Below are 23,021 nucleotides of genomic sequence, written 5' to 3' on the forward strand. Positions count from 1 at the left end.
TCTTTCACCGCGATAATTGTGTAGCCGGGGCGCGGCACTGGCCTGCGTACTTCAGGTATCCGCCCGCTGGTTCGCTCATTGGTCCGCTCATTGGTCCACTTCGCCGAGCGCGCTCGCCAGATCGACGAGCAGCTCGGGGTCCACCGGCTTTTCGATCCAGCCCGTCGCGCCCGCGTCGCGCACCGCCGCCTTGAAGCCTTCGTCGGACTCCGTGGTCAGCACCAGGATCGGCGTTTCCAGATACGACGGGTTCGCGCGCAGCCGCTTGATCAGGTCGAGCCCGCCCATGCGCGGCATGTACAGGTCGGTGAGCACCAGATCGAAGCGCTGTGCGAGCGCGTGCTCGAGCCCGTCTTCGCCGTCGTTGGCCACCGTCACCTCGTAACCCGCCGAGCCGAACGCCGCACGCAGGATCTCCCGCATGGACGCCGAATCGTCGATTGCCAGAATATTTCTGATCATCCGTTCCTCGTTCGCGCGCTTCTTTGCTGGTCGCTGCGCGGGTCGCCGCGCCGGCACACTGATTCCCCGCGTTATTCCCCGCCGTTATTCCCGTGCTTCGGCCTGCATCGCCGGCGCCCGCGCGGCCGGCGCCTTCGCCGCGCCGCCCGGGCCCGTCACGAGTCCGGGCAACAGCGTCTTGCCCGAGCCCGCGGCGTCGTCGGAGAGCGTGGTGGTCGTGGTGTCGTCACGCGTCAGCGCGTCTTCCGACTTCCGGTTGAGCACGATGATGCTGATGCGGCGGTTCTCGGGATCGAGCGGATCGGCCTTGTTCAGGTTCTGCGTGGAGGCGAGGCCCAGCACGCGCAACACCTTCGCCTCGTCCATGCCGCCCGCGATCAGCTCGCGGCGCGATGCGTTCGCGCGGTCCGCCGAAAGCTCCCAGTTGCTATAGCCGCGCTCGCCGCCCGCATAGGGCACGGCGTCGGTGTGGCCCTGCACGACGATGCGGTTGGGCACGTCGTTCAGCGTCTTGCCGATCGCCTGCAGGATGTCGCGCATGTACGGCTCGACCACATCGTGCGCGGTCGCGAACATCGGCCGCTTCTGCGAATCGACGATCTCGATGCGCAGGCCCTGCAGCGTGGAGTCGATGCGGATCTGCTGGCGGAACTGGCGCAACACCGGGTTCGCTTCGATGGCGGCCATCAGCTTGACTTGCAGGTCGTGCAGGCGCACCTGCTCCTGGCGTTCGAGCGAGCCTTGCAGCTTGTTCTGCGCCTCATCTTCGGCGTGCGCGACGGCGCGGTCCGCGTGCGCTCTCGTGCCGTCGCTACGGCGCGTGACGCCCTGCTCCTGCGAGGAAATATCGCGCCCGCCGCCCTTCACGATGCTCGAATCCTCGGCGCTGCGATCGCCGCCCCAGAGCGTGACCTTGAGCGGCTGATTGAAGTAGTCGGCAATGCCGCGCAGCTGCACCGTCGAGGCCGACGAGAGCAGCCACATCAGCAGGAAGAACGCCATCATCGCGGTCATGAAGTCCGCATAGGCGAGCTTCCATGCGCCGCCGTGATGGCCGCCCTTCTTCGGCGCGGCGCGCCTCACCACGATGGCGCGATCCTTGTTGCCGCTCATCGGTCGTCTCCCGTCTTCATCGCCTGAACCTCTTGCTTCATGATCGCCACCGCTCTCGACTCAATTCGCATGCCGAATTTATTTCGCCTTTATTTCGCCTTCACGCGGCGCACGTGCTCTTCGAGCTCCGTGAACGACGGCCGCTCGGTCGAGTACAGCACCTTGCGGCCGAACTCGACGGCAATGGCCGGCGCGTAGCCGTTCAGGCTCGCGAGGATCGTGACCTTGATGCACTGGAACATCTTGGTGGACTCGGCCACGCGCTGCTCGGCGAGGCTCGCGAGCGGGCCGATCAAGCCATACGAAAGCAGAATGCCGAGGAAGGTGCCCACCAGCGCCTGGGCGATCATTTCGCCGAGCACTGCGGGCGGCTTGTCGGCGGAAGCCATGGTGTGCACCACGCCCATCACCGCCGCGACGATGCCGAACGCCGGCATGGCGTCGCCCACCTTCGAGAGCGCGTGCGCGGGCGCTTCGCCCTCGGCGTGATGTGTCTCGATCTCCTCGTCCATGAGGCTTTCGATTTCGAAGGCGTTCATGTTGCCGCCCACCATGAGCCGCAGATAGTCGGTGAGAAATTCGACGATGTGAGGGTCGGCCAGGATCTTCGGATACTGCGTAAAGATCGGGCTTTTCTGCGGATCGTCGATATCGGCTTCGAGCGTGAGCGTGCCTTCCTTGCGCGCTTTCGCGAGCAGGACATAGAGCAGCGCGAGCAGCTCCATATACACGTCCTTGTTGTACTTGGCGCCTTTGAAGAGCGCAGGCAGGACGCGCAGCGTCGACTTGATCGTCTTCATGCCATTGCCGAGGATGAACGCGCCGATACCCGCGCCGCCAATCATCAACAGCTCCATCGGCTGCATGAGCGCCGCCAGATGACCGCCCTCCAGCGCGTAGCCGCCGAAGACGCAGACGATCGTCACGAGTGTTCCCACGATAATCAGCACTGCCGGGTCCTCACTGGAAAATTGCGCCGCGAACCGCCATCGGCCCGCGCCCTTGATTGGGTTTACGGCACCAGCGCGAAAAACTTTGAGAACGGGCAGACGCGCGCTTGCCGCGCGGGCAAACGTTTGAGGGTCGGTATTTGAGGGCCGGTTCGGCATGCCGCGCGCAACGGCGCAGCCGGACAGACGCGGGCCGCCGGCTCAGCCAGCCTGATCGGCGCTTTGGGCGGCCATCAGCATGGCCGAACGAATCTGCGCGGCTTTGCCCTTTTCGGCCAGCGCGCTCAGGATGGCGTGCTCGTCGAAGCGGAAACGGCACAGGAGCTGGCTGGAGGCGGCGAGCCGCACGGTCTGCGCAGCCGTGAGCCGGGTCAGCACGTCGGCCAGCGCCTCCGAGATGCCCATGCGAAACATGCCGGCGGCACGGTCCTCGCCCAGCAGCCGTTGCGCGAGCAACAGGTACGACAGATTCACTTCATTGATCTCGCTGAGCATGTCGCTTGGCGTCGTCGCGCTCATGGAATTCCCCGAATTCGAAACGTAGCGGCTGGTCAGGCCGGTAACGGAAACGTTTGCTCGTTCGGAGTGGTGCTCGCAAGTCGCGCGAAGGGTACGACTAGCCGAACGGCCCGTCTAGTGGTCGTCCACGCATTGTGGCGAGGGTGCTGCCAAATGAAAATCGGACGGATGCCGCGACGCGATGCGAGAAAAACTTTCCTTTTTGTGTAGGAATTTTTCTGACAGACAGAGAGGGGCCGAGCCAGACGGCGATTTGAATGATGCTTTTCAGGTATTTCGCCGGGTTGCCGACAATTATAAAAGCCTTTTCATTGATGCGTAACAAATCTAAGTGCGAAATCTCCCATGGGGTCTGACCATATTGAATCGCCGGGCACGGGAATTGCGGATCGCTGCGCTTTCGCGCGTCACGCTTTGCAATGTGTGCTTACAGGCGGTGTTTCCCGCTGTAACAACATTAAGTGATTGCAAAACAACTCGTATTGCCGATTCGAATGTCCATAATCGAGGTCAGGGATTACCCGATACCGAAACGAAACGCCTGACCGCGCACATTGCCATGTCAGTCGCACGTCATGCGGCAAATGCCCAAGGAGATCTAGCCAATGCGAATCGCACAAATCGCGCCACTTTACGAAGCCGTTCCGCCCAAGCTTTATGGCGGTACCGAGCGCGTCGTGTCCTATCTGACCGAAGCGCTGGTCGACCTCGGCCATGACGTGACGCTGTTCGCCAGCGGCGATTCGGTCACCACGGCAAAGCTCGAAGCGGCATGGCCGCGCGCGCTGCGCCTGGACCCGACAATCCGCGACGCGCTCGCCCCGCACATCGTTCTGCTCGAGCGCGTGCGCCGCATGGCGCACGAGTTCGACGTGCTGCACTTTCACCTCGACTATCTGCCGTTCCCGCTGTTCTCGACGCTCGACACGCCGTTCGTGACCACGCTGCATGGCCGTCTCGACTTGCCCGAACTGCAGCCGGTGTTCGACTCGTTCCCCGAAGCGCCCGTCGTTTCGATTTCGGATTCGCAGCGCCAGCCGCTCTCCCAGGCCAACTGGCTGAACACGATCTATCACGGCCTGCCGAAGAATCTGCTCACGCCACAAACGAGCCGCAAGCCCGAGTACCTCGCGTTCCTCGGCCGCATCTGCCCGGAAAAGCGCGTGGACACCGCGATCAAGATCGCCGCGCTCTCGGGCCTGCCGCTGAAGATCGCCGCGAAGGTGGACAAGGTCGACCAGGACTACTTCAAAACCGAGATCGAACCGCTGCTTTCGCAGGCGCACGTGGAGTTCGTGGGCGAGATCAACGAAGCGCAGAAGCCCGAGTTCCTCTCGGGTGCGAAGGCGCTGCTGTTCCCGATCGACTGGTCCGAGCCGTTTGGCCTCGTGATGATCGAAGCGATGGCATGCGGCACGCCTGTGGTCGCCTTCAACCGCGGCTCAGTACCCGAAGTGATCGATCCGGGCTTGACCGGCTTTATCTGCGAAGATGTGCAGGGCGCCGTGGCCGCGCTACAAAATATTGATTCTCTTTCACGCGACGTTATTCGCGCGCAGTTCGAGCAACGCTTCACGTCGCACACCATGGCCAGTAATTATGTCGAGAGCTATTCGGCGCTGATCGAGGCCTCGCGTCGCCCGGTGCTTCGCCGTGTTGCAGCCGCGGGCTGAATGCGCGATGTGCCTTACATTGAGATAAAAAGGCAAAAAAGGCCGCGCGAATCGTTTGCGTACAATGCAATAGCACGACTATTTGCCGCAAAAAAGAGCCGCATGTTACATGCGGCTCTTTTTATCTGGATAAGCAAATGGGCCCGCCAGTCTCTTGTGGCCTGCATGGCCGTGCGGCATTGCTCAAGCTGACATTTACATAACGCCCAATCGAGCGCGCAAATCAGGCGATCAAATAACGTTCGCGATTCTTGCCGGCGATCCATTTGGGCGGCTTTCCGCGCCCGCTCCAGGTCGCGCCGGTCTTGGGATCCTGATAGCGCGGGGGCAGCGGAGCCTTCTTGGGCGGGCGTCCGCGCTTGGCGGCCGCCGCAAAGCCGAGGTCCTGGGCAGACAGGCCATATTCGACGATTTTCTCGCGGATCATTGCGATGACTTCCGCGATTTCGGTACGCCGTGCGTCCTCGGCCTGCGCCTGGAGTTTGGCGATCTGGGCCTTGAGTTCTGAATATTGTGACATTTGGCTCTCCCCTTCATTGTCGATCTAGCAGACTCGAAACGAGGTTAGACGCAAAAAACAGAATTAGCAATCGATGCTAATACTGTTTTATCGGGATATTGCCGCATTTAACGATTGCCGGCCGGAAGCGGCATTCGATGCGCATCTACCGCAATAATAAGAGTAATTACTGCGGAATTGACAATCATTGACACCCTGGCTTTTCGTGAATCCCTAGAATCGGGCCTCTCCTGGTGCCGGCATTTTTTACTCGGCACTCGTCAAAGACCTTTTCGAGGCATCGCGAAATGCACTTATCCAAACGACTTCTCGCCGAGATCTTCGGCACCTTCTGGCTCGTGCTCGGCGGCTGCGGCAGCGCCGTGCTCGCCGCTCATTTCGACGGCCCGGTGCAGGGGCTCGGCATCGGCTTCGTGGGCGTCGCGCTCGCGTTCGGCCTGACGGTGCTCACCATGGCCTTCGCCATCGGACATATTTCGGGCTGCCATCTGAATCCCGCGGTTAGCGTCGGCCTCATGGTCGCCGGCCGCTTTCCCGCACGCGATCTCGTGCCGTACGTGGTGGCGCAGGTGATCGGCGCCACGCTCGGCGCAGCCGCGCTCGCGTGCATCGCCACCGGCAAGCCGGGCTTCGATCTCGTCGCGAGCGGCTTCGCCACCAACGGCTACGGCGATCATTCGCCGGGCCACTACACGCTGGTCGCGGCGTTCGTCTGCGAAGTCGTGATGACGGCGTTCTTCCTGTTCGTGATCCTCGGCTCGACCGACAAGCGCGCGCCCGCGGGCTTCGCGCCGATCGCCATCGGCCTGTGCCTCACGCTCATTCACCTGATCTCGATCCCGGTCACCAATACGTCCGTAAACCCGGCGCGCTCGACCGGCCCGGCGCTCTTCGTGGGCGGCGAGGCGATCTCGCAACTCTGGCTGTTCTGGGTCGCGCCGATCATCGGCGCGGCGATTGCCGGCATCGTCTATCCGATGATCGCGGGTCGCCGCGAAGCCGTCGCTGAAGCGCCGGCTCGCGTGCACGCATAACAGGCCTCATGCGGTCTGGACATACGGGCGCTTCGGCGCCCGTTTTTGCGTTGGCTTTTGCGTTCGTTTGCGTTTGCGTTTGCGCTCCGTCATGGTCACGCAAGGTGAGGCAAGCGGCGCTGCTAGAATCGGGCGATCCCATCACCCTGAATTTAAGGCGCACCGCATGAAGCGTTCAGGACATTCAGCAGACCGCCTCGCCGTATCGAGAACGCGTGCCACGTTGGCGCCTCGTCGCATCGGGCGCAAAGCGGCGTTGCTGGCAACGCTGTTCGCGGCGGCCAGTGGCTTGCTCGCGAGTGCGGGCACGGCATGCGCTGAAAACGCTCAGGATATCGAAACACTGGTATTCGTGCGTCACGGCGAAAAGCCCGATGGAGGGCTCGGCCAGCTCAACTGCAAGGGCTTGAACCGCGCGCTCGCGCTACCCGCCGTGATTGCCGCAAAGTATGGCAAGCCCGATGCGATCTACGCACCCGACCCAGGCCAGCAGAAAGATGACCGCGGGCAACGCTATTACTATGTGCGCCCGCTCGCGACCGTCGAACCCACGGCCATCGAGTTCGGACTGCCGATTCAGACGCCGTTTGGCTATACCCAGACCGACGCGCTGGAGCAAGCGCTGCTCGATCCGGCGTGGCGCGGCCGCACGTTGCTGGTCGGGTGGGAACATCGGGAAATCGAGACGCTCGTGCGCAAGATCGTGGCGGAGCACGGCGGGCAGGCGTCGGACGTGCCCAAATGGCAGAGCGCCGATTTCGACAGCATCTACGTGGTGCGTATCGACTGGAGCGCAGACGCGCCGCGCGCACGCTTCAGCCACGACCGCGAGGGGCTCGATGGACGCTCGGACGAATGTCCGTGCGCGGCGCTCCCCACGACGCAGTAAGAGAGGCGGCCAGCGTCTGGATTAGCGTGGCTTTGCGCGAGTTAGCGCGCCAGCTCGTCGTCGAGCGCAAAGAGCTTGCGCAGGTGATGGGCGACGCCCGCCTCGAAGTTATTGCCGATGCGCGGCACTTGGGGCAGGCGCGCGATCAGGTCGGGATTGGCGTTGTTCATCATGAACGGATGGCCCGCCGTTTCGAGCAGATCGATGTCGTTCATGTTGTCGCCGAACGCCACGCACCGCGCGACATCGACGTTCAGACGGTCGAGCACGACGCGCAGCGCGCGCCCCTTCGATACGCCGGCAACCATCACTTCCAGACAATCGGGCAGGGAGTAGGTGATATAGAGCGCGTCGCCAAACTCGCGTTCGAGACTGCGCTGAACCTGGGCAAGGTCAGCCGGGTCGCCGATATAGAGCGCCTTGGCAATGCCCGCGCCGCCGATCGCCGCCAGATCCTCCGCCACGCGGTAAGTGAAGCCCGAATCCTGGTGGTAAGCGAGCAGTTCGGGCGCATCGCGGTCGATGAACCACTCTCTGTCCGTGAAAAGGCTCACGATTATGCGGCCATGCGCACCCACCGTGTCCGGCGCGACGAGGCGGCGAACCACCGGCTCGGGCAGGTCGCTCGCGTGGATCAGCGCGTCGTCCGGGCCGTGCACGCGCGCGCCGTTTGAGGTGATCAGATACGCGGGAACGCCAAGCAGGCCGCGAATGCTCGCCACATCGCAATAATGGCGGCCGGTCGCGATGATGAACTGCAAACCTTGCCCGTTGAGCTGGTTGAACGTGGCAACCGTGAACGGATCCAGCTGATGGTCGGCGTTGAGCAGCGTTCCGTCGAGATCGGTTGCGATGACCTTGTACATGGCGGTTCGATGGCTGGGGGGAAACCCTGAATGCTAGCACCTGACGATGGGCGCCGCAGCGCCAAGCCCGTGCGAGCGCTTTCTTCGGCTCCGCTGCGCTTCGCTACGCGCCGCCGAGCCGCTTTGCCTCGCGTCGGGCAAGCATCAACGCCCCTGAGGCGGAATCGGCGATGGGCGGGCGCAAGCGCTCACGCACAGCTTGCGGGATCCAGTCGCGCAGCGGCTGGGCGAGACCGCCAGCCAGCGCGGCAGGCAACGCGGCTTCAGGGTCGAGCGCCGAGATCAGGCGCGCGACGGCTTCGCCGGCCTCCGCCAGCAGCTTCGCCACGAACGGGTGATCGCGGTGCGCGAGCACCACGGGCGCAAGGCTCGCATAAGTGGTCTGATTGGCCGCGCATTGCCAGACGATCAGGCTCTCGCGATCGGCGGCACCGATATGGGCGAGCAGCGCCCGCGAGAGGGCATCGGGCGCGACGCGGCCATCGAGCGACTGCTGCGCCCATACGATCGCGCGCAGGCCGAACCATGCGCCGCTCGCTTCGTCGCCCGACGGAAAGCCGAAACCACCGGCGATGCGGCACGCGCCATGAGCATCGAGCGCGGCGGCGATACTGCCCGTGCCGAGCGCCACGACCACGCCTGGCTTGCCACCATGCGCGCCGAGCAGTGACGTATAAACGTCGCTCTCGACCGCGAGCCCCGCAACAGGCGGCGCAGCCGCGCGAAACGCGGCCAGCCAGTCGGGGTTGTTCACGCCCGCCAGACCGCAGCCGAGCACGCAGCGCGACCAGTCGAACGCCAGCCCGGCTTGTGCAAACGCGGCGCGTGCGCCTTCTTCGATCGATTGCCAGGCGCGCGCGATGCCGAGCCCAAGCCCGGAAGGCCCTGCGGATGCGCGCGCGAGTTCAGCGCCATTGAGGTCGCCCAGCGCGACGCGCGTGCCGGTGCCGCCGCCATCCACGCCGACCAGCCAGGAATATTTCTGCATGATGTTTGCCGCGCCGCGCGCGAACCGGTGAGTTGATGAGGATCGAGCCGTGAGACTAACGGCTCGGCGTCTTTCGCACAATTGGCCGCACGGCCAGGTGGCGGTGCGCCGCCGATCCGCTATCCTTGCTGGGCTACTCGCAAGGAGAACTCACAGTGACACACCGCTGCAACTGGGTATCGGCCGGCGCGTCGCCGCAGTATGTGCAATACCACGACGAAGAGTGGGGCGTGCCCTCGCGCGACGACCGGCATCTCTATGAAATGCTTGTGCTCGAAGGCGCGCAGGCGGGGCTGTCGTGGTCGACGATCCTCAACAAGCGCGAAGGCTATCGCCGCGCATTCGCCAATTTCGACGTCGAGAAAGTCGCGCGCTTCACGCCAAAGCACGTGGAAACGCTCATGCAGGACGCCTCGATCGTGCGCAACCGGGCCAAGATCGGGGCCGCCATTCTCAATGCGCGCGCCGTGCAGCAAATCCAGGCGGAACACGGCTCGCTTGCGGCATTCGTCTGGTCGTTCGTCGACAACACCCCCATCCAGAACGACCTGATCTCGTACCGCGACGCGCCCGCGTCCACCGAAGTCTCCGACGCGCTCAGCAAGGCGCTCAAAAAATACGGCTGCAAGTTCGTCGGCACCACCATCTGCTATGCGTTCATGCAGGCTGTGGGCATGGTCAACGACCACGAGCGCGACTGCATGTGCCGCAATACTTGCGCGGCGCTTGGCGGCGTGAAACCCAGGGCACGGAGCAAGGCACGCGCGACAGAAAGCACCTGATACAGCGTTGCGCGAACGGCGAATCAGCGCGATTTCATCCGGCCTTGGTGCGCGGCCTAACGGTTTTCTTCGCGTGCGCCGTTATAACTGGTAACGGATGCACCTGTGGTTGCTGCGCCGGCAAAAGACGCAGCACGCGGAGCGCCAGCCGCAAGGGGCGCGGCAGTGCATCGGCACGACCTCACCGCTGTGCGTCGCGCAGGGGGCTGAAATGAAAAACGCGCACTTCCTGAGTCATCAGGAGATTTTCGACTGCGCCGTGGCGCACCTCCATGAACAAGGGTGCGCAGCGCTGCTGCCGAGCGGCGGCGGGGCCTATCGGGGCGGTTATAGGGGCGGTTCGTGCAACTACGGCGGCTGCCCGGTCGGCAGCTTCATCCGCGCGCGCGACTACATGAGCGCCATGGAAGGCATTCCCGTGCGTTACCTTTCGCGCGCTGAGAACGAGGTGCCCGCCTGGATGGACGTGGGTGTCGCCGCGCTGAAGAAAGCGCTCCTGCGCGCCCACATCAACATTTACGACCCCAATACCGTCGATCTACTGAGCTGCCTGCAAAACGTCCACGATGTTTTCGGCGTTTGGGAGTGGCACGACCGGCTGCTGTCGATCGCCGCACAGTTCGGGCTTTCGCCGCAGCGGCTTCAGGACGCTGCCTGAGCCCGCTGTGGCGCAATCGAACTAATTCAGAAACATAAGCCGATGCCAGAAATGCAAACGGCGGCGCAGCTTCTTGCGAAGCATGCGCCGCCGTCTGGCGGAAGCTGAAGCGTGCTCTTAGTGGAGCTTCTTCGGCAGCATCTGGCTGCGCAGACGCTTGTGCAGGCGCTTGACAGCAGCAGCCTTCTTGCGCTTGCGCACGGCCGTCGGCTTTTCGTAAGCTTGACGCTCACGCAGTTCGGCGATCAGGCCGTTCTTTTCGATTGCACGGCGGAAGCGGCGGATGGCCACTTCGAACGGCTCGTTTTCCTTCAGAAGAATCGTCGTCATGTATTTCCTAACTCAATCGCTTGATACGGTTCAAAGGCGCAAATGGCAAAAAACAGGTAATGCCACTCACGCACCGGCCCTCCGGTCGTTCGCCACGATGGGGCGCAACGATAGGCAAGGCGGCCACGGAGGCCGGAAAAGAGAAGTAGGGGGTTCACAGCGGAACGCGATCAGGTCGACCTTGCTGCAACACACCTGACCGCCGGTTTGCGGCCGCCAACAGTAACGAACACGGCAACAAAACAGGCAAAGATCTCAATTCACTCTCAATGATATCAGGAAAAAATCCGGCTGACCAGGCTTTCTTGATTCTACTCAGACACTTGCGTGGCGGGCGCCGCCCGGCGGGCCCGCCACCGACCCTCAGGAGTCCTGGATACGCGTTTTCGCGCACGCGCCGGGGGCTCCAAATTTCACGCAAGGCTCAAGCGCTCGCGTCGTTGAGCGCCTGAATATCCGCCGGATCGAGTTTCAGGCGCACTGCCGCCACGAGGCTGTCGAGCTGTTCGAGCGAGGTCGCGCTCGCGATCGGCGCGGTAATGCTGGGCCGCGCGATCAGCCAGGCGAGCGCCACGGCCGCGAGGGAGCTGCCATGACGCCCGGCCACGTAATCGAGCGCCGCTAGAATGCGCACGCCGCGATGGTCGAGGTAACGTTCGACGCGCGAGCCGCGCGTGCTCTTCGCAAGATCCTCGCGAGAACGGTACTTGCCCGACAGAAAACCGCTCGCGAGGCTGTAATAGGGCACGACCGCGAGCTTCTGCGCGAGCGCTACCGGCTCGATATCGGCCTCGTAGGCGGCGCGGTCGTACAGGTTGTATTCGGGCTGGACGATCTGGTACGCGGGCAACCCGGTCTTGTGCGCAAGCGCGAGCGCTTCCTCGATGCGCGCGCCCGTGTAATTCGACGCGCCCACCACGCGCACCTTGCCGGCCTCGATCAAGCGCTGATACGCGCCGAGCGTCTCTTCGAGCGGCACCTTCTGGTCGTCCTCGTGCGAGAAGTAGACGTCGATGTAATCGGTCCGCAGGCGGCGCAGCGAATCTTCGACAGCGGCCGCGATATTCGCAGCCGAGAGGCCGGGGCGGCGCGGATCCTTCGCCACCTTGGTGGCGATCACGACTTTTTCGCGCTTGCCGCTCTGGGCGAGCCATTTGCCGATGAGCGTCTCCGATTCCCCGCCCTGATTGCCTGGCACCCAGGCGGAGTAGACGTCGGCGGTATCGATGAAATTCAGGCCTGCATCGGTGAACGCATCGAGAATCGAGAACGAAGTGGCTTCATCGGCAGTCCAGCCGAACACGTTGCCACCGAACATGAGCGGTGCGACCTGCAAGGCCGAAGTGCCGATCCTGCGTAGTTCCATGACGTCTCCTTTGCCTTGTTGAGCGGCGTGGTGCGTGAACAGAAAGCGTTGAGCATACGCCCGCTCGCGCGATGCCGCAGCGCAGCCGGCCATCGCGACGAGTCGTGCGGACACTCGCGCAAAATCCGCGCCCCCAATGAAAAACCGCGTGGCCGGCATTGCACCGTCCACGCGGCATTCCTCGCGCCATGCGCCGATTACACCGGTCAGGCCTTCACCGGCCCCGGATCGCTCTGGCTCGGACGGCCCGTCTCGAGGTGGCCCGCGAAGCGGCGCACGACCTTGTCCGTCGCGCCGCCCACCGTGGTCGCCGAGATGTTCAGGTCGTACCACCCGTGGCTCGAACTCAGTTCCCAGTGGTCCTGCATGGTCTGGCCGGCTTGCACCGTGTACTGGCGCGAGTGCGCGCTGCTGTATGCGTTGTCGACGGTCACGCTGCACGCGGCGGCGCCGTTGTTGCTCAGTTCGAGATAGACGTGGCGATTACGCACGTCGTAACCGATGTGCACTTCCGGGCTCGCATGATGGCCGTCGGCCGCGACTTGCACGTTGCCCTGGAATTCGCACAGGTAGCCGTTCGGGCCGTAGACGGCGAGATGGTATGCACCCTGCGCAATCGTCGTGCTCCAGTAATCGGAGAATTGATCGTTTGCAGCGGCCGTGTAGCGGCGCGGCGCGTTGGCCGGGTTCAGGCGGTCGTAGACGTAGAACGCCGCGCCCGCCGCGCCGGTGTTCGCGAAATCGAGCCACAGATTGCCGTCGTGGCCGCTAATCCGGCTATGGACGAACACTTCGTACGGCAGCGCGCGCGCCGGACGCACGCCGGGCTCCTGCGCCGGCATGGTCTGCTGCGCGGGCACCTGGTACGCCTGACCGGCCGTCTGGATATGCTTGGGCACCGCGAAGCTCACCGTCGACGTGTCCGGCTTGCCGGAGAAGTCGAACGCCGATGTGAGGTCGCCGCAAACCGAGCGCCGCCACGCGCTGATGTTGGGCTCCTGCACGCCGAAGCGCGCCTCGAGAAAACGCAGCACCGAGGTGTGATCGAAGGTTTCCGAGCATACCCAGCCGCCCTTGGACCATGGCGAAATCACGATCAGCGGCACGCGCGGTCCGAGGCCGATCGGCTGGATGCCGCCGGGATCGGCGCCCGGAATCAGCGGACCCATCTCCTGCGGATAGCGGCCGAGGTCGAGGAATTCGTCGCCGATGTTCGAGAGCAGGCTCGACGACATCATCCCCTGGCCATTCGGCCCGCTCGAGAGCGGCGGCACCGGCGGCACGACGTGATCGAACAGGCCGTCGTTCTCGTCGTAGTTGAGGATGAACACGGTCTTCGCCCACACGTCGGGATTCGAGGTCAGCGCCTCGAGCACCATGTTGATGTAGAACGCGCCGTCGGTGGGCGACGCGGACGGGTGCTCGCTGTACTTGTACGGCGAGACGATCCACGACACCTGCGGGAGCTGATTGGCCTGCACGTCGGCCTTGAAGCCGGCCAGCGTGCGGTCCGTCGCGCCCTTGTCGACGAGCGGGCCGCTCGCGCCTTCCTTCACCTGGAACTTCTTGAAGAACATCAGCGAGTTGTCGGTGTAGTTATCGGTCGGGTCGCCCGGAATGCCGGTGCCGCCCTGATACACCTTCCAGCTGATGTTCGCGTTCTCGAGACGCTCGGCGTAGGTCGTCCACGTGTAGCCGTTCACATCGTCGCGCTCGCCGATGCCGGGGCCGTTCGGCGGATTGCCGTAGATGTTGCGCGGGTCGATCGTGCCGGTCCACAGGTAGATGCGGTTCGGCGCGGTATCCGCGTGCGCCGAACAGTGGTACGCGTCGCAAATCGTGAACGCATCGGCGAGCGCGTAGTGGTACATCACGTCCTCGCGCTTCAGATAACCCATCGTCAGCACGTCCTGCTTCTGGTTCACCCACTGGTCCCACTGACCGTTGTTCCACGCGAGGTGGCCGCTGCTCCAGCCGTGGTTCGTGCCTGGCTGGTATTCGGTGGTCTGCTTCGGATCGAGATAGAACGGCAGCACGTAGGGCGCCGTGGGGCTCAGCCCGCGCGAATGGTAGTGCGAGGTCTGCACCGAAGCGGGCGGCTGCTGCCAGACCGGCGCGCCGCTGGGCAGCAGATGCGGACGCGGATCGTTGAAGCCGCGCACACCGCGCAGGCCGCCGAAGTAATGGTCGAACGAGCGGTTTTCCTGCATGAAGATCACGACGTGCTCGACGTCCTGAATCGTGCCGGTGCGCGTCGCGGCGGGCATGGCCAGCGCCTTGCGGATCGCGGGCGGAAAGCTCGCATAGGCAGCCATCGCGCCCGCCGACTGGGCGGCGATGCGCAGAAAGTCGCGTCTGTTTTTCGACGACATGGGGAATCCTGTTATTGGGGAGATGAGTTGGGAAGAAAGCGTGGATGCGGCCAGTGCATCAGTGCGCGCCGCTCGCGCCGGAACCGGGCGCCCAATGCATCTCGGGTGCGCCCGGCGGCTTGTCTTCGGCGTTCGGGTTCGCGTTCGCGTCGGCGCCCGCCATCTGCTGGCCGGATTGCTGGCTGTTTTGTGCGCTACTTTGCTGACTGGATTGCTGACTGCGCGCGCCCGGCGAAGCCGACGAGCCGTCGTTGCCGCTGCCGTCGCACGCAGCAAGCGCGAGAGAAAAAAGAAGCGCCGCCCAGACGGCGCGCGAATCGATTCGACGCATGAGGATCGGTCCGTGGATGACGAATGCGCTCATTAACGCATCGGCGAATGTCCTCGCGGTGACCGGTTCCATCAGGTTTCTTTCGGTGCACCTCAGCTTTTTTGTTCGAAACCCGATGAGCGCTTGCGCCGGCTCGGCGTACGCGCGCGTCATGCAACGGACACATCGATTCGCTACGCTGACGCGCGGGCGAGCGGGAGAAGAGGATGGGATTTTGTTCGATCAGTTGAAGGCGTTCCACGCGACGGTGCGTCAGGGCAGCATCACGCGTGCTGCGCGGCACCTCGGCGTGAGTCAGCCGACCATCGCCGCGCAGATCCGTCAGATCGAGCAGCTATACGGCGTCGAACTGTTCTACCGCAGCGGACGCCGCCTCGCTGTCACCGAAACCGGCATCGCGCTGTTGCCGCTGGTCGAGAAAATGATCGACCTGGAAGCGCAGGCCGACATCATGCTGCGCAACGTCGGCGGCCTGTTCGAAGGCCAGTTGCGGCTAGGCGCGACCGGGCCGTACTACATCATGGAAGCGATCGGCCGCTTCTCGAAGGCGCATCCCGCCATTGCGCTCACCTGCCGGATCGGCAATTCGGAAGACATTCTCAACGCGCTGCACGAGTTTCACATCGACCTCGCGGTGTCGTCGCAGCGCAATGACGCCGATGGGCTCGAGCGGCGCGTGATTTCGAGCGATCCGCTCGTGCTCGTCGTGCATCACAGCCATCCGCTTGCGCGCTTCGACGTGATCGACGCCGAGCGCCTCGCCGACGTGCGCCTGCTGATTCGCGAAGCGGGATCGGTCACGCGACGCTGCACCGAGGAGATTCTCGCGAAAGCTGGCGTCGCGCCGGCCTCGGTCGCGGAGATCGGCAGCCGCGAGGCGATTCGCGAGGCAATCCTGCACGGCGTGGGCGGCAGCATTTTTCCGCGCGGCGAGGCGGAGCGACATCCGGATCTGCGCGTGATTGCGCTGCGCGGCGTGGATACGACGATTGATGAGTACGTCTATTACTTGAAGGCGCGCCGGCAGAGTCCGGCGATTGATGCGTTTTTGGCGTGTCTGGTGCCGAAGGCAGACGAACAGGAACGGGTGGCGGGGGTTTGGGAAACGTCGGTGGGATGTTGATGCGGGACGCTCAGCGCCTGGTCCCGCGCCCCGCAACTCCAACGCTCAAAGAAAAGGCCCCGTATAAAGGACGGTTTGCGGCCCTATCCCGCCGTTGTTGCCGTATTTGTTCACGACCGTCAGCGTGCCGCCTGCATGCGTATAAATCAGCTTTCCGTACTTTCGCAGGTCCTGGTAAGCGGCTTTTTGCGTTTCGAGAGCAATCTTGCGCGCGAGAGCCTGATGATAGGCCCTGCCCGCTAGCGCCTTTTTGTTAAAGGGACTCGCGTAAGCCTTGGGGTTGGCTCGATATTTATTGTCGATTTTGAGCCATTCTTGCGCCGCCTCGTCGCTGTCGATGGCACTTCTATAAGCCGCCCATTTCTTCATGACCTGATCGATCTTCGGGCTGCGCAGAAATTCCTCTTTCTCCAGCGCGATGTCGATGGCGGCTTCCTGCTCGACACTCGATGCTCCCGTCGCTTCATCGAATGACACCGCCCCGGTTCGTGCGGTCATGGTTATCGTGCGGCCATGATCGCTGCAAAGATAGTGGTACAGCTTGTACGCGAAGCTGGTGCGCAGCAGGGTCGGCGGAATCATCCCCTGATGATCGAGGTCGCGGGCGTAGTAATCGTCGGTTCTGGCGCCGTAACACATGACGAGCGCGACTTTGTAATGCTGGCCCCGATTGGGCAGCACCTTGCGGAGCAGTTTGCCGTAGTCCCGCCACGTACCCAGCGCTTCCCCGCCCGAAGCCTTCGCGAAGCCGTGCTCGGTATCGTTGGCCAGACCGTGAGTGCAGAGGTAGATTTTTTCGGCGGCGTCGCAGTCGTCGCGCGCCGCTTTCAGCTTGTTTCCCAGGGGTGTCCGATCCTGCACGTCCTTGAGTTCATCGAATAGATCGTGGATCGGAACGATGTCGTCGCCAACGAGCACGGTCCTGGGCCCCGCCTGGATTTTTGCCTCGAGCCCCCGTTTCACTCTTGTTACGGGCCCGATCTGGTCGGGGTCCGCCAAATTCAGGATCACTAGCCGCGGCATTTTGTGGTCTCCGGAATCGGATTATTCGCTTGGGAAGCCTGTGTCGGTTGCTGTCGTGTTTCGTGCTGCTAGAGCGGAACGCCGTGGAAGGCACATCGGATTTCGACGCAAGTCGTTGGTCCAAATTAGTCCAGTTTTTGGCGAAACTCAACGCGCACGATGAAGCGCGGCACAAAAAATGCGGTTGGCATTGATTTGGCGGTGAGCCTTGTTTTATGGGGATCTACGAGAATCTTGCGCCCGGCTGGGATCGAAAAAAGCGGGAAGAGGCGCGATAGATAAGGCGTTAGAGGCACTCATCTTCTTATGGGTATTGGCCCAGTTCGACATGCCAAGAAACGTGAGTTCATTGCTGTGGCCAGCCTTCGCAACGTCTTGTACGGCCTGGCAGCATTTGCAACACAAATTGAGCCAACTTACGGATCTAGCATCCGCCGAGACCTAGATGCGATCGCGTGGCCTACATAGTCGCGTAGCAGGCCAAGAAGGTTGTCCGCACTCAGACATACCCAAGTCAAAGTCGCATGGCGCCCAAAGCCGGCGCAAGCCTATCCTGCAATCACTCGTTTTTATATTGTTTTTAATGCTGTCGGCTAAACGTTTTCTGCGAGCCTGACCGGGGAAGTCAGAGAGGTAAGCCCGGAGCGTCTGTGAGCTACGCGTGATCCGTCTGCTGGTAGTAAGTTCAGATTCCGTGAGCCACCTCGATCGCGTCTGTCGGTGGTACAGAACAATTCCGCGCGGTAACCAGGTCGTGTCTGTAAGGTAAGCTGGTAGAGTCTGTGAAGTCACCTATTGCTGTCTGCAAGCTCTCGTCCCGAATTTGGCAGACCGATCCTGCTTTGTCGGTCGATGGTGCCTTCACAGCCGGTGCCTTGGATGTCGAAAGTCTGTTGAGTCCTGCGGCGGGTCTGCACAAAAAAGACACTTCCACGAAGTGATCGTGACCCTGTTCAGAAAAGAATAATTCTCGTCGCCTTATGCAGCGTTGGTCACCAAACGCAGAGTTCTAACCGGCTTCGGAATATTTCCCGCCGCTAGTGCATCGAGAAAATCGGCCCAGTTCTGAACCATCTCACGGCGCTGCTCAAGAAACGTTGCGCGATCGTAGCTATCGCCCAGCTCTTCGCTCGACACGTGGGCGAGATGGCGCTCAATCACCTCCTTGTCCCACCCGAGATATTCCCGAATCAGCGTGCGGGCCGTCGCGCGGAAACCGTGGCCGGTAATTTGCTCTTTCGTGTCGTAACCCAGCGTACGCAGCGCGCTATTGATCGTGTTCTCGCTCATGTAGCGCGTCGCCTCTGAGCGCTTGGCAATGCTGCGAAAAATAGGCCCCTTCGGTCCGGTCAGCGGATACAAATCCCTCAAGATCTCCATGGCCTGTGACGGAAGCGGCACGACGTGGGCCGGCGTGCGGCTATCCCGCTTCTTCCATTCCCGCATCTTCATTTTCTCCGGCGGGCAGATCCAAACTGCGCCATCGAGATCGACATCTTCCCAGTGAGCGAAGCGTAACTGGCCGGGTCGCTGGAAAAGCAATGGAGCGAGCTGCAACGCCGCACGAGTAATCACATGGCCGCTGTAGGCGCGGATATCGCGCATCAGCTGTCCAACCTGCCTCGGGTCGGTGATCGCTGGGTAATGGCGGCTACGTACCGCGGGGAGCCCACCGGTACGATCATTCACAAAATTCTTGGCAGGTTCCAGGACGCCGGTATCCACTGCGTACTGATACACATGCTGAATCGTCTCGCGCACCCGCATCGCGGTTTCAAGATGGCCGCGCTCTTTGATGCGATGCAGGCAACGCACGACTTCGGTCGGCTTGATGTCCTCGACCGGAAGTCGCCCCACCCAGGGAAACACGTGCAGTTCCAAGTAGCGGATGATTTTTTCAGCGTAACCGGCAGACCATTGGCGATCCTTTTCCGATGCCCTGTGCCACTCTCGCGCCACCAATTCAAACGTGTTGAGCCGAGTCGCCTGCTCTTGCTCCCGCTTCTCGCGCCGTGCTCGTTGGGGGTCGATCCCGTCAGCTCTTCGCTCCATTTCCTCTCGCGCTTTCCTGCGCGCCGCCGCAAGCGACACAATCGGATAACGGCCAAGCGACAGCTTGATGCTTTTCCCGTCACGCGTGTAGCGATAGAACCAGACCTTGCGAGTCGGTCGTACACGCAGGTACAACCCATCGCCGTCCGGCAGTAGGTATTCCTTTGCGCAGTGTTTCGCGTTTTTTACTTTTAAATCAGTAAGTTGCCCCATGATCTTGTACCCCAAAACGGCAAGATGCGGTTACAACCATTTTGGGTACAGTTTTTGGGACATGCAAACCCCGGATTTCGCTGGAATTCCCAGGCTTTCCCCGGACGCAAAAATCCCGCAATGCCTTTACTGGCGGGGCTTTTCAGGATTTCGTGAGAATTCTGCAGAACATCGGATGGCGCGCCCGGCTGGGATCGAACCAGCAACCCCTGCCTTCGGAGGGCAGTACTCTATCCATTGAGCTACGGGCGCATTGAGAAGCAGATGCCGCCGGGACCCGAGGAAAAACGAGGGTAGCGACACCGCAATGAGACCGAGAGAATACCCGGTTTCGATGCCGACGTCCACCGCACGCGCCTTGGCGGGCACGTCCGCCAGCCGCAGGCCCCTCGCCTTGCCCTCAATCCGTCACCATTTAAAAAAAACGCCCCCGCTGCGCCGCACCACCTCGGGTAAACGCCCGCTGAAGAGCCCTTGCCTGCGGCAACCCGCTGCGAAACCTTGCGTCTATAATCGTCCGTGCTTGATCTATTGCAAGGTTGTTGCCGTCCTGCTGTACCGCTCGCCACAATACCAACGGGAGTCGAGACAAGCATGAGCGAAGCACCCCACGGAGCCCCGATCAAAACGCCCGGGCAGTTGATTGCCGCTGTCATCGCCGGGTTTGCCGTCCCCATCGTCATCATCATTCTGCTCGCCTATTACGTCGACAACACGACGCGCACCGGCGCGGGCACCGATGAACTCTCCACGCAGCAAGTCGCCGCGCGCATCGCGCCAATAGCGCAGGTGTCAGTGCACGACGCCAATGCGCCGCGCGTCTACAAGACGGGCGAGCAGGTCTATCAGGCCGTCTGCGCCGCGTGTCACGCGAGCGGCGCGGCGGGCGCGCCCAAGTTCGGCAATTCGGGCGACTGGGCGCCGCGCATCTCCCAGGGCTTCGATACGCTCGTGAAAACGGCGCTCGCCGGCAAGGGCGCCATGCCCCCGCGCGGCGGCACGAGCCCTGACGATTACAGCGACTACGAAATCAGCCGCGCCATCGTCTACATGGCGAACCACGGCGGCGCGAATTTCCAGGATCCGCCGCAGCCCGCGCCGGCTGCGGCTCAAGGCGCGTCGGCGGCCGCCGGCGCTGCGCCAGCGTCAGGCGCCGATGCAGCAGCCAATGCGCAAGCCGCAGCAGCGGCGGCGGCAATCGCCGCCATCGGGAAGACCGCCTCCGCCGCACCGGCCGCAGGCGGCGCAGGCCAAAGCGCCGACGCCTCGCAGGCGGGCAAGGCGCTCTATCAGCAGGTCTGCCAGGCATGCCACGCGGCTGGCGTGCTCGGCGCGCCGAAGTTCGGCAACAAGGACGATTGGGCGCCGCGCTTGAAAGATCCGATGGACAAAGTCTACGACTACGCGCTGCACGGCAAGGGCCAGATGCCGCCCAAGGGTGGCTCGAGCGCCTCCGACGCCGACGTGAAGGCCGCCGTCGACTACATGGTGAGCGCGGCAAAATAAGCGCAGCGTCGCCTGACTCCGCCGCCACGGCGGAGCGAGGCGCAAGCTGCATGGCACACAATGACAAAGGGCTGCATCGCATCCGATGCAGCCCTTTCCATTTAACGGCGCGTAGCCGAAGAAGCCCGCGCGCTCAGCCCTTCTGCAGCAGCGCCTTCAGGCTCGCGAGCCGGTCCTTCGGCGACATCGGCGCTTCTTCCGCGGTGGGCGGCGGCGCGTCGTCGAGTCCCATCTCGGGGATGAAGCGCGACGCCTCGCACACCACGGTCTCGCGCGCCCGCTTGCGCTTCTTGCACCAGTTCAGATGCAGGCTGCGCTGCGCGCGCGTGATCGCCACGTACATGAGCCGGCGCTCTTCCTCGATGCGCGCGTCGTCGATCACGTCGTCCTCGGAGCCGCCACGGTGCGGCATGATCCCCTCTTCCACGCCCACCAGGAACACGTGCGGATACTCAAGGCCCTTCGACGCGTGCACGGTCGAAAGGCGCACCGCGTCCGGGTCTTCCTCCTTGCCTTCGAGCATCGACATCAGCGCGACGGTCTGGATCAGGCCCATCAGGTTCTTGCCGGTGTCGGCGAGACCGTCGGCGTTGTCGTAGCCGGTGGCCTCGCTGTCCTCGCCGGGTTCCTGCTCGGGCTTCGTGCCCTTGCGCTTGAGCCATTCGAGGAATTCGAGCACGTTCTGCCACTTCGACTGCGCCTGGCGCTCGTCGAACGCGTCGTAGAGATACGCCTCGTAGTGGATCGCCTCCATGAGTTCGTCGAGCACGACTGTCGCCGGGTCTTTATGCGCGCGCTCGGCGAGGCGCTGCATGAAGTCGCAGAACACACGCATTGGCTCGACCTGGCGCGCCGAAAGCCGCGCCTCGATGCCGCCCATGTACACGGCCTCGAACAGCGACACCTTCGCCTGCCCCGCGAACGAGCCGAGCGCTTCGAGCGTGGTGTTGCCCACGCCACGGCGCGGCGTGGTGATCGCGCGAATGAACGCGGGATCGTCGTCGTGGTTGGCGATCAGGCGCAGGTACGCGCAGATGTCCTTGATCTCGGCTTTATCGAAGAAAGACTGGCCGCCCGAGAGCACGTAGGGAATGCGCTCGCGGCGCAGCACCTGTTCGAAGATGCGCGCCTGGAAGTTGCCGCGATAAAGAATCGCGTAGTCGCGGAACTGCGCGCGGCGCTCGAACTTGTGGGCAGAGAGACGGAAGACTACCGATTCGGCTTCGTGCTCTTCGTCGTTACAGGGCGTGACCGTGATGGTGTCGCCCATGCCGTGCTCGGACCAGAGCTTCTTTTCAAAGAGCTTCGGGTTGTTCGCGATGACGTTGTTCGCCGCCGTGAGGATGCGCACGGTCGAGCGGTAGTTCTGCTCGAGCTTGATCACGTGCAGCTTCGGGTAGTCCTTGCCAAGCTGCGCGAGATTTTCGATCGTCGCGCCGCGCCAGCCGTAGATCGCCTGATCGTCGTCGCCCACCGCCGTGAACGCGGCGCGCGGGCCGGCCAGCAGCTTGAGCAGCTCGTACTGGCAGGTGTTGGTGTCCTGGTACTCGTCGATCAGCAGATAGCGCAGCTTGTTTTGCCAGCGCTCGCGCACCTGCTCGTTCTTCGCGAACAGCTCGGTGGGCAGGCGGATCAGGTCGTCGAAATCGACGGCCTGGTAGGCGTGCAGCGTTGCCACGTAGTTGCGATAGACAATAGCGGCCTGGTGCTCGTCCTCGTTCGACGCGGTGGCGAGCGCCTCCTCGGGCATCACGAGGCCGTTCTTCCACAGCGAGATGATCGACTGGATCTTGCGGATGAAGCCCTTGTCGGTCGAGCCCACCTGCTCCTGGATCATGGAGAAGCAGTCGTCGGAGTCCATGATCGAGAACTGGGGCTTCAGGCCCAGGTGCTCGGCTTCCTGGCGCAGGATCTGCACGCCCAGCGAGTGGAACGTGCAAACCGTCAACTGGTTGGTCGGCACCTTGCGGCCTTCCTTGCCGGGCGTGGTGAGCGTCTTGCCTTCGAGCAGCTTGCCCACGCGTTCGCGCATTTCGGCGGCGGCTTTGTTGGTGAAGGTAACGGCCGCGATATGGCGCGGCTCGAAGCCTTTCGCTTCGATCAGGTGCGCGATCTTCTGCGTGATCACACGCGTCTTGCCGCTGCCCGCGCCGGCGAGCACGAGACAGGGACCGTCGAGATAGCGCACCGCTTCGCTTTGAGCGGGATTCAGGCCTGCGGACATCGTTGCTGGATTGGAAAAACGGGTGGT

At 63.0% G+C, this 23,021-nt stretch carries 21 protein-coding genes and 1 tRNA gene; 7 read left to right on the forward strand and 15 right to left on the reverse strand.

Going from position 1 to position 23,021, the window contains the following annotated elements; all coding sequences use genetic code 11:
- Nucleotides 1-87: 87 nt before the first annotated feature.
- From NH14_RS07410 to flhD, 4 genes are all read right to left on the reverse strand, one after another.
- Nucleotides 88-462: a response regulator gene (locus tag NH14_RS07410; protein WP_035532112.1), complete on the reverse strand. Its 375-nt coding sequence runs from the start codon at nt 460-462 to the stop codon at nt 88-90.
- Between the two features lie 84 nt (nt 463-546).
- Nucleotides 547-1,575: a flagellar motor protein MotB gene (gene motB, locus NH14_RS07415; RefSeq protein ID WP_035532110.1), complete on the reverse strand. Its 1,029-nt coding sequence runs from the start codon at nt 1,573-1,575 to the stop codon at nt 547-549.
- An 89-nt stretch (nt 1,576-1,664) separates the two neighbouring features.
- Nucleotides 1,665-2,525, reverse strand: a complete 861-nt coding sequence (motA, locus tag NH14_RS07420; protein ID WP_035532107.1) for a flagellar motor stator protein MotA — start codon at nt 2,523-2,525, stop codon at nt 1,665-1,667.
- Nucleotides 2,526-2,726: 201 nt separating this feature from the next.
- Nucleotides 2,727-3,044, reverse strand: coding sequence for a flagellar transcriptional regulator FlhD (gene flhD / locus NH14_RS07425; protein ID WP_035532104.1), 318 nt, complete (start codon nt 3,042-3,044; stop codon nt 2,727-2,729).
- Nucleotides 3,045-3,649: 605 nt separating this feature from the next.
- Between flhD and NH14_RS07430 the strand changes: the two genes are divergently transcribed.
- The gene (locus NH14_RS07430) at nt 3,650-4,717 is read left to right on the forward strand and encodes a glycosyltransferase family 4 protein (protein WP_035532101.1); all 1,068 of its coding nucleotides are present in this window, start codon (nt 3,650-3,652) and stop codon (nt 4,715-4,717) included.
- Nucleotides 4,718-4,940: 223 nt separating this feature from the next.
- Here the strand turns inward: NH14_RS07430 and NH14_RS07435 are convergent, their stop codons facing one another.
- Nucleotides 4,941-5,237 carry an H-NS histone family protein gene (locus NH14_RS07435; protein WP_035532098.1) on the reverse strand — a complete coding sequence of 99 codons (297 nt, stop codon included), beginning with the start codon at nt 5,235-5,237 and terminating at the stop codon, nt 4,941-4,943.
- A gap of 287 nt (nt 5,238-5,524) precedes the next feature.
- On the opposite strand from NH14_RS07435, the gene aqpZ reads away from it, so the two are divergent.
- Both aqpZ and NH14_RS07445 read left to right on the forward strand, forming a co-directional pair.
- Nucleotides 5,525-6,271, forward strand: a complete 747-nt coding sequence (gene aqpZ, locus NH14_RS07440) for an aquaporin Z (RefSeq protein WP_035532095.1) — start codon at nt 5,525-5,527, stop codon at nt 6,269-6,271.
- 166 nt (nt 6,272-6,437) lie between these two features.
- The gene (locus NH14_RS07445; RefSeq protein ID WP_237179569.1) at nt 6,438-7,160 is read left to right on the forward strand and encodes a histidine phosphatase family protein; all 723 of its coding nucleotides are present in this window, start codon (nt 6,438-6,440) and stop codon (nt 7,158-7,160) included.
- 41 nt (nt 7,161-7,201) lie between these two features.
- Here NH14_RS07445 and NH14_RS07450 read toward each other — a convergent pair whose 3' ends face one another.
- Together NH14_RS07450 and NH14_RS07455 are read right to left on the reverse strand one after the other, a co-directional pair.
- The gene (locus NH14_RS07450; RefSeq protein WP_035532092.1) at nt 7,202-8,026 is read right to left on the reverse strand and encodes a Cof-type HAD-IIB family hydrolase; all 825 of its coding nucleotides are present in this window, start codon (nt 8,024-8,026) and stop codon (nt 7,202-7,204) included.
- Nucleotides 8,027-8,129: 103 nt separating this feature from the next.
- Nucleotides 8,130-9,014 carry a glucosamine kinase nucleotide-binding domain-containing protein gene (locus tag NH14_RS07455; protein WP_035532089.1) on the reverse strand — a complete coding sequence of 295 codons (885 nt, stop codon included), beginning with the start codon at nt 9,012-9,014 and terminating at the stop codon, nt 8,130-8,132.
- A gap of 155 nt (nt 9,015-9,169) precedes the next feature.
- On the opposite strand from NH14_RS07455, the gene NH14_RS07460 reads away from it, so the two are divergent.
- Both NH14_RS07460 and NH14_RS07465 read left to right on the forward strand, forming a co-directional pair.
- Complete coding sequence (locus NH14_RS07460) at nt 9,170-9,796, forward strand: DNA-3-methyladenine glycosylase I (RefSeq protein WP_035532086.1); 627 nt, start codon at nt 9,170-9,172, stop codon at nt 9,794-9,796.
- A 211-nt stretch (nt 9,797-10,007) separates the two neighbouring features.
- The gene (locus NH14_RS07465) at nt 10,008-10,454 is read left to right on the forward strand and encodes a hypothetical protein (protein WP_035532232.1); all 447 of its coding nucleotides are present in this window, start codon (nt 10,008-10,010) and stop codon (nt 10,452-10,454) included.
- Between the two features lie 117 nt (nt 10,455-10,571).
- Here NH14_RS07465 and rpsU read toward each other — a convergent pair whose 3' ends face one another.
- The 4 genes from rpsU to NH14_RS07485 form a co-directional block, all read right to left on the reverse strand.
- Nucleotides 10,572-10,784 (reverse strand): 30S ribosomal protein S21, encoded by a 213-nt coding sequence (gene rpsU, locus NH14_RS07470; protein WP_004198205.1) that lies wholly within the window; start codon nt 10,782-10,784, stop codon nt 10,572-10,574.
- Nucleotides 10,785-11,208: 424 nt separating this feature from the next.
- Nucleotides 11,209-12,150, reverse strand: coding sequence for an aldo/keto reductase (locus NH14_RS07475; protein ID WP_035532231.1), 942 nt, complete (start codon nt 12,148-12,150; stop codon nt 11,209-11,211).
- Between the two features lie 206 nt (nt 12,151-12,356).
- Nucleotides 12,357-14,522: a phosphocholine-specific phospholipase C gene (locus NH14_RS07480; RefSeq protein WP_035532083.1), complete on the reverse strand. Its 2,166-nt coding sequence runs from the start codon at nt 14,520-14,522 to the stop codon at nt 12,357-12,359.
- Between the two features lie 58 nt (nt 14,523-14,580).
- Nucleotides 14,581-14,853, reverse strand: coding sequence for a hypothetical protein (locus tag NH14_RS07485; RefSeq protein ID WP_035532080.1), 273 nt, complete (start codon nt 14,851-14,853; stop codon nt 14,581-14,583).
- 214 nt (nt 14,854-15,067) lie between these two features.
- Between NH14_RS07485 and NH14_RS07490 the strand changes: the two genes are divergently transcribed.
- Complete coding sequence (locus tag NH14_RS07490) at nt 15,068-15,976, forward strand: LysR family transcriptional regulator (protein WP_052148419.1); 909 nt, start codon at nt 15,068-15,070, stop codon at nt 15,974-15,976.
- A 45-nt stretch (nt 15,977-16,021) separates the two neighbouring features.
- On the opposite strand, the gene NH14_RS07495 is transcribed toward NH14_RS07490, so the two are convergent.
- From NH14_RS07495 to NH14_RS07505, 3 genes are all read right to left on the reverse strand, one after another.
- Entirely contained in the window at nt 16,022-16,999 is a 978-nt protein-coding gene (locus NH14_RS07495; protein WP_152617270.1) for a hypothetical protein, read from the reverse strand.
- Between the two features lie 978 nt (nt 17,000-17,977).
- A complete protein-coding gene (locus tag NH14_RS07500) occupies nt 17,978-19,264 on the reverse strand; it encodes a tyrosine-type recombinase/integrase (RefSeq protein ID WP_035532224.1) in 1,287 nt (428 codons plus the stop codon).
- Between the two features lie 176 nt (nt 19,265-19,440).
- Nucleotides 19,441-19,516, reverse strand: a tRNA-Arg gene (locus tag NH14_RS07505).
- A gap of 342 nt (nt 19,517-19,858) precedes the next feature.
- Here NH14_RS07505 and NH14_RS07510 point away from each other — a divergent pair.
- Nucleotides 19,859-20,770, forward strand: coding sequence for a c-type cytochrome (locus tag NH14_RS07510; protein ID WP_035532073.1), 912 nt, complete (start codon nt 19,859-19,861; stop codon nt 20,768-20,770).
- Between the two features lie 133 nt (nt 20,771-20,903).
- Here the strand turns inward: NH14_RS07510 and NH14_RS07515 are convergent, their stop codons facing one another.
- Nucleotides 20,904-22,994 (reverse strand): UvrD-helicase domain-containing protein, encoded by a 2,091-nt coding sequence (locus NH14_RS07515; RefSeq protein ID WP_035532070.1) that lies wholly within the window; start codon nt 22,992-22,994, stop codon nt 20,904-20,906.
- Nucleotides 22,995-23,021 lie beyond the last annotated feature (27 nt).

The sequence above is a fragment of the Paraburkholderia sacchari genome, assembly GCF_000785435.2.
Classification (GTDB): Bacteria; Pseudomonadota; Gammaproteobacteria; order Burkholderiales; family Burkholderiaceae; genus Paraburkholderia; species Paraburkholderia sacchari.

Coding starts and splice junctions, on each gene's coding strand:
- NH14_RS07495 (WP_152617270.1), bottom strand. CDS start 16,999: ATGCCGCGGCTAGTGATCCTGAATTTGGCGGACCCCGACCAGATCGGG.
- flhD (WP_035532104.1), bottom strand. CDS start 3,044: ATGAGCGCGACGACGCCAAGCGACATGCTCAGCGAGATCAATGAAGTG.
- NH14_RS07430 (WP_035532101.1), top strand. CDS start 3,650: ATGCGAATCGCACAAATCGCGCCACTTTACGAAGCCGTTCCGCCCAAG.
- NH14_RS07445 (WP_237179569.1), top strand. CDS start 6,438: ATGAAGCGTTCAGGACATTCAGCAGACCGCCTCGCCGTATCGAGAACG.
- NH14_RS07450 (WP_035532092.1), bottom strand. CDS start 8,026: ATGTACAAGGTCATCGCAACCGATCTCGACGGAACGCTGCTCAACGCC.
- NH14_RS07455 (WP_035532089.1), bottom strand. CDS start 9,014: ATGCAGAAATATTCCTGGCTGGTCGGCGTGGATGGCGGCGGCACCGGC.
- NH14_RS07485 (WP_035532080.1), bottom strand. CDS start 14,853: ATGCGTCGAATCGATTCGCGCGCCGTCTGGGCGGCGCTTCTTTTTTCT.
- NH14_RS07475 (WP_035532231.1), bottom strand. CDS start 12,150: ATGGAACTACGCAGGATCGGCACTTCGGCCTTGCAGGTCGCACCGCTC.
- rpsU (WP_004198205.1), bottom strand. CDS start 10,784: ATGACGACGATTCTTCTGAAGGAAAACGAGCCGTTCGAAGTGGCCATC.
- NH14_RS07435 (WP_035532098.1), bottom strand. CDS start 5,237: ATGTCACAATATTCAGAACTCAAGGCCCAGATCGCCAAACTCCAGGCG.
- NH14_RS07410 (WP_035532112.1), bottom strand. CDS start 462: ATGATCAGAAATATTCTGGCAATCGACGATTCGGCGTCCATGCGGGAG.
- motB (WP_035532110.1), bottom strand. CDS start 1,575: ATGAGCGGCAACAAGGATCGCGCCATCGTGGTGAGGCGCGCCGCGCCG.
- NH14_RS07465 (WP_035532232.1), top strand. CDS start 10,008: ATGAAAAACGCGCACTTCCTGAGTCATCAGGAGATTTTCGACTGCGCC.
- NH14_RS07480 (WP_035532083.1), bottom strand. CDS start 14,522: ATGTCGTCGAAAAACAGACGCGACTTTCTGCGCATCGCCGCCCAGTCG.
- NH14_RS07500 (WP_035532224.1), bottom strand. CDS start 19,264: ATGGGGCAACTTACTGATTTAAAAGTAAAAAACGCGAAACACTGCGCA.
- aqpZ (WP_035532095.1), top strand. CDS start 5,525: ATGCACTTATCCAAACGACTTCTCGCCGAGATCTTCGGCACCTTCTGG.
- NH14_RS07515 (WP_035532070.1), bottom strand. CDS start 22,994: ATGTCCGCAGGCCTGAATCCCGCTCAAAGCGAAGCGGTGCGCTATCTC.
- NH14_RS07510 (WP_035532073.1), top strand. CDS start 19,859: ATGAGCGAAGCACCCCACGGAGCCCCGATCAAAACGCCCGGGCAGTTG.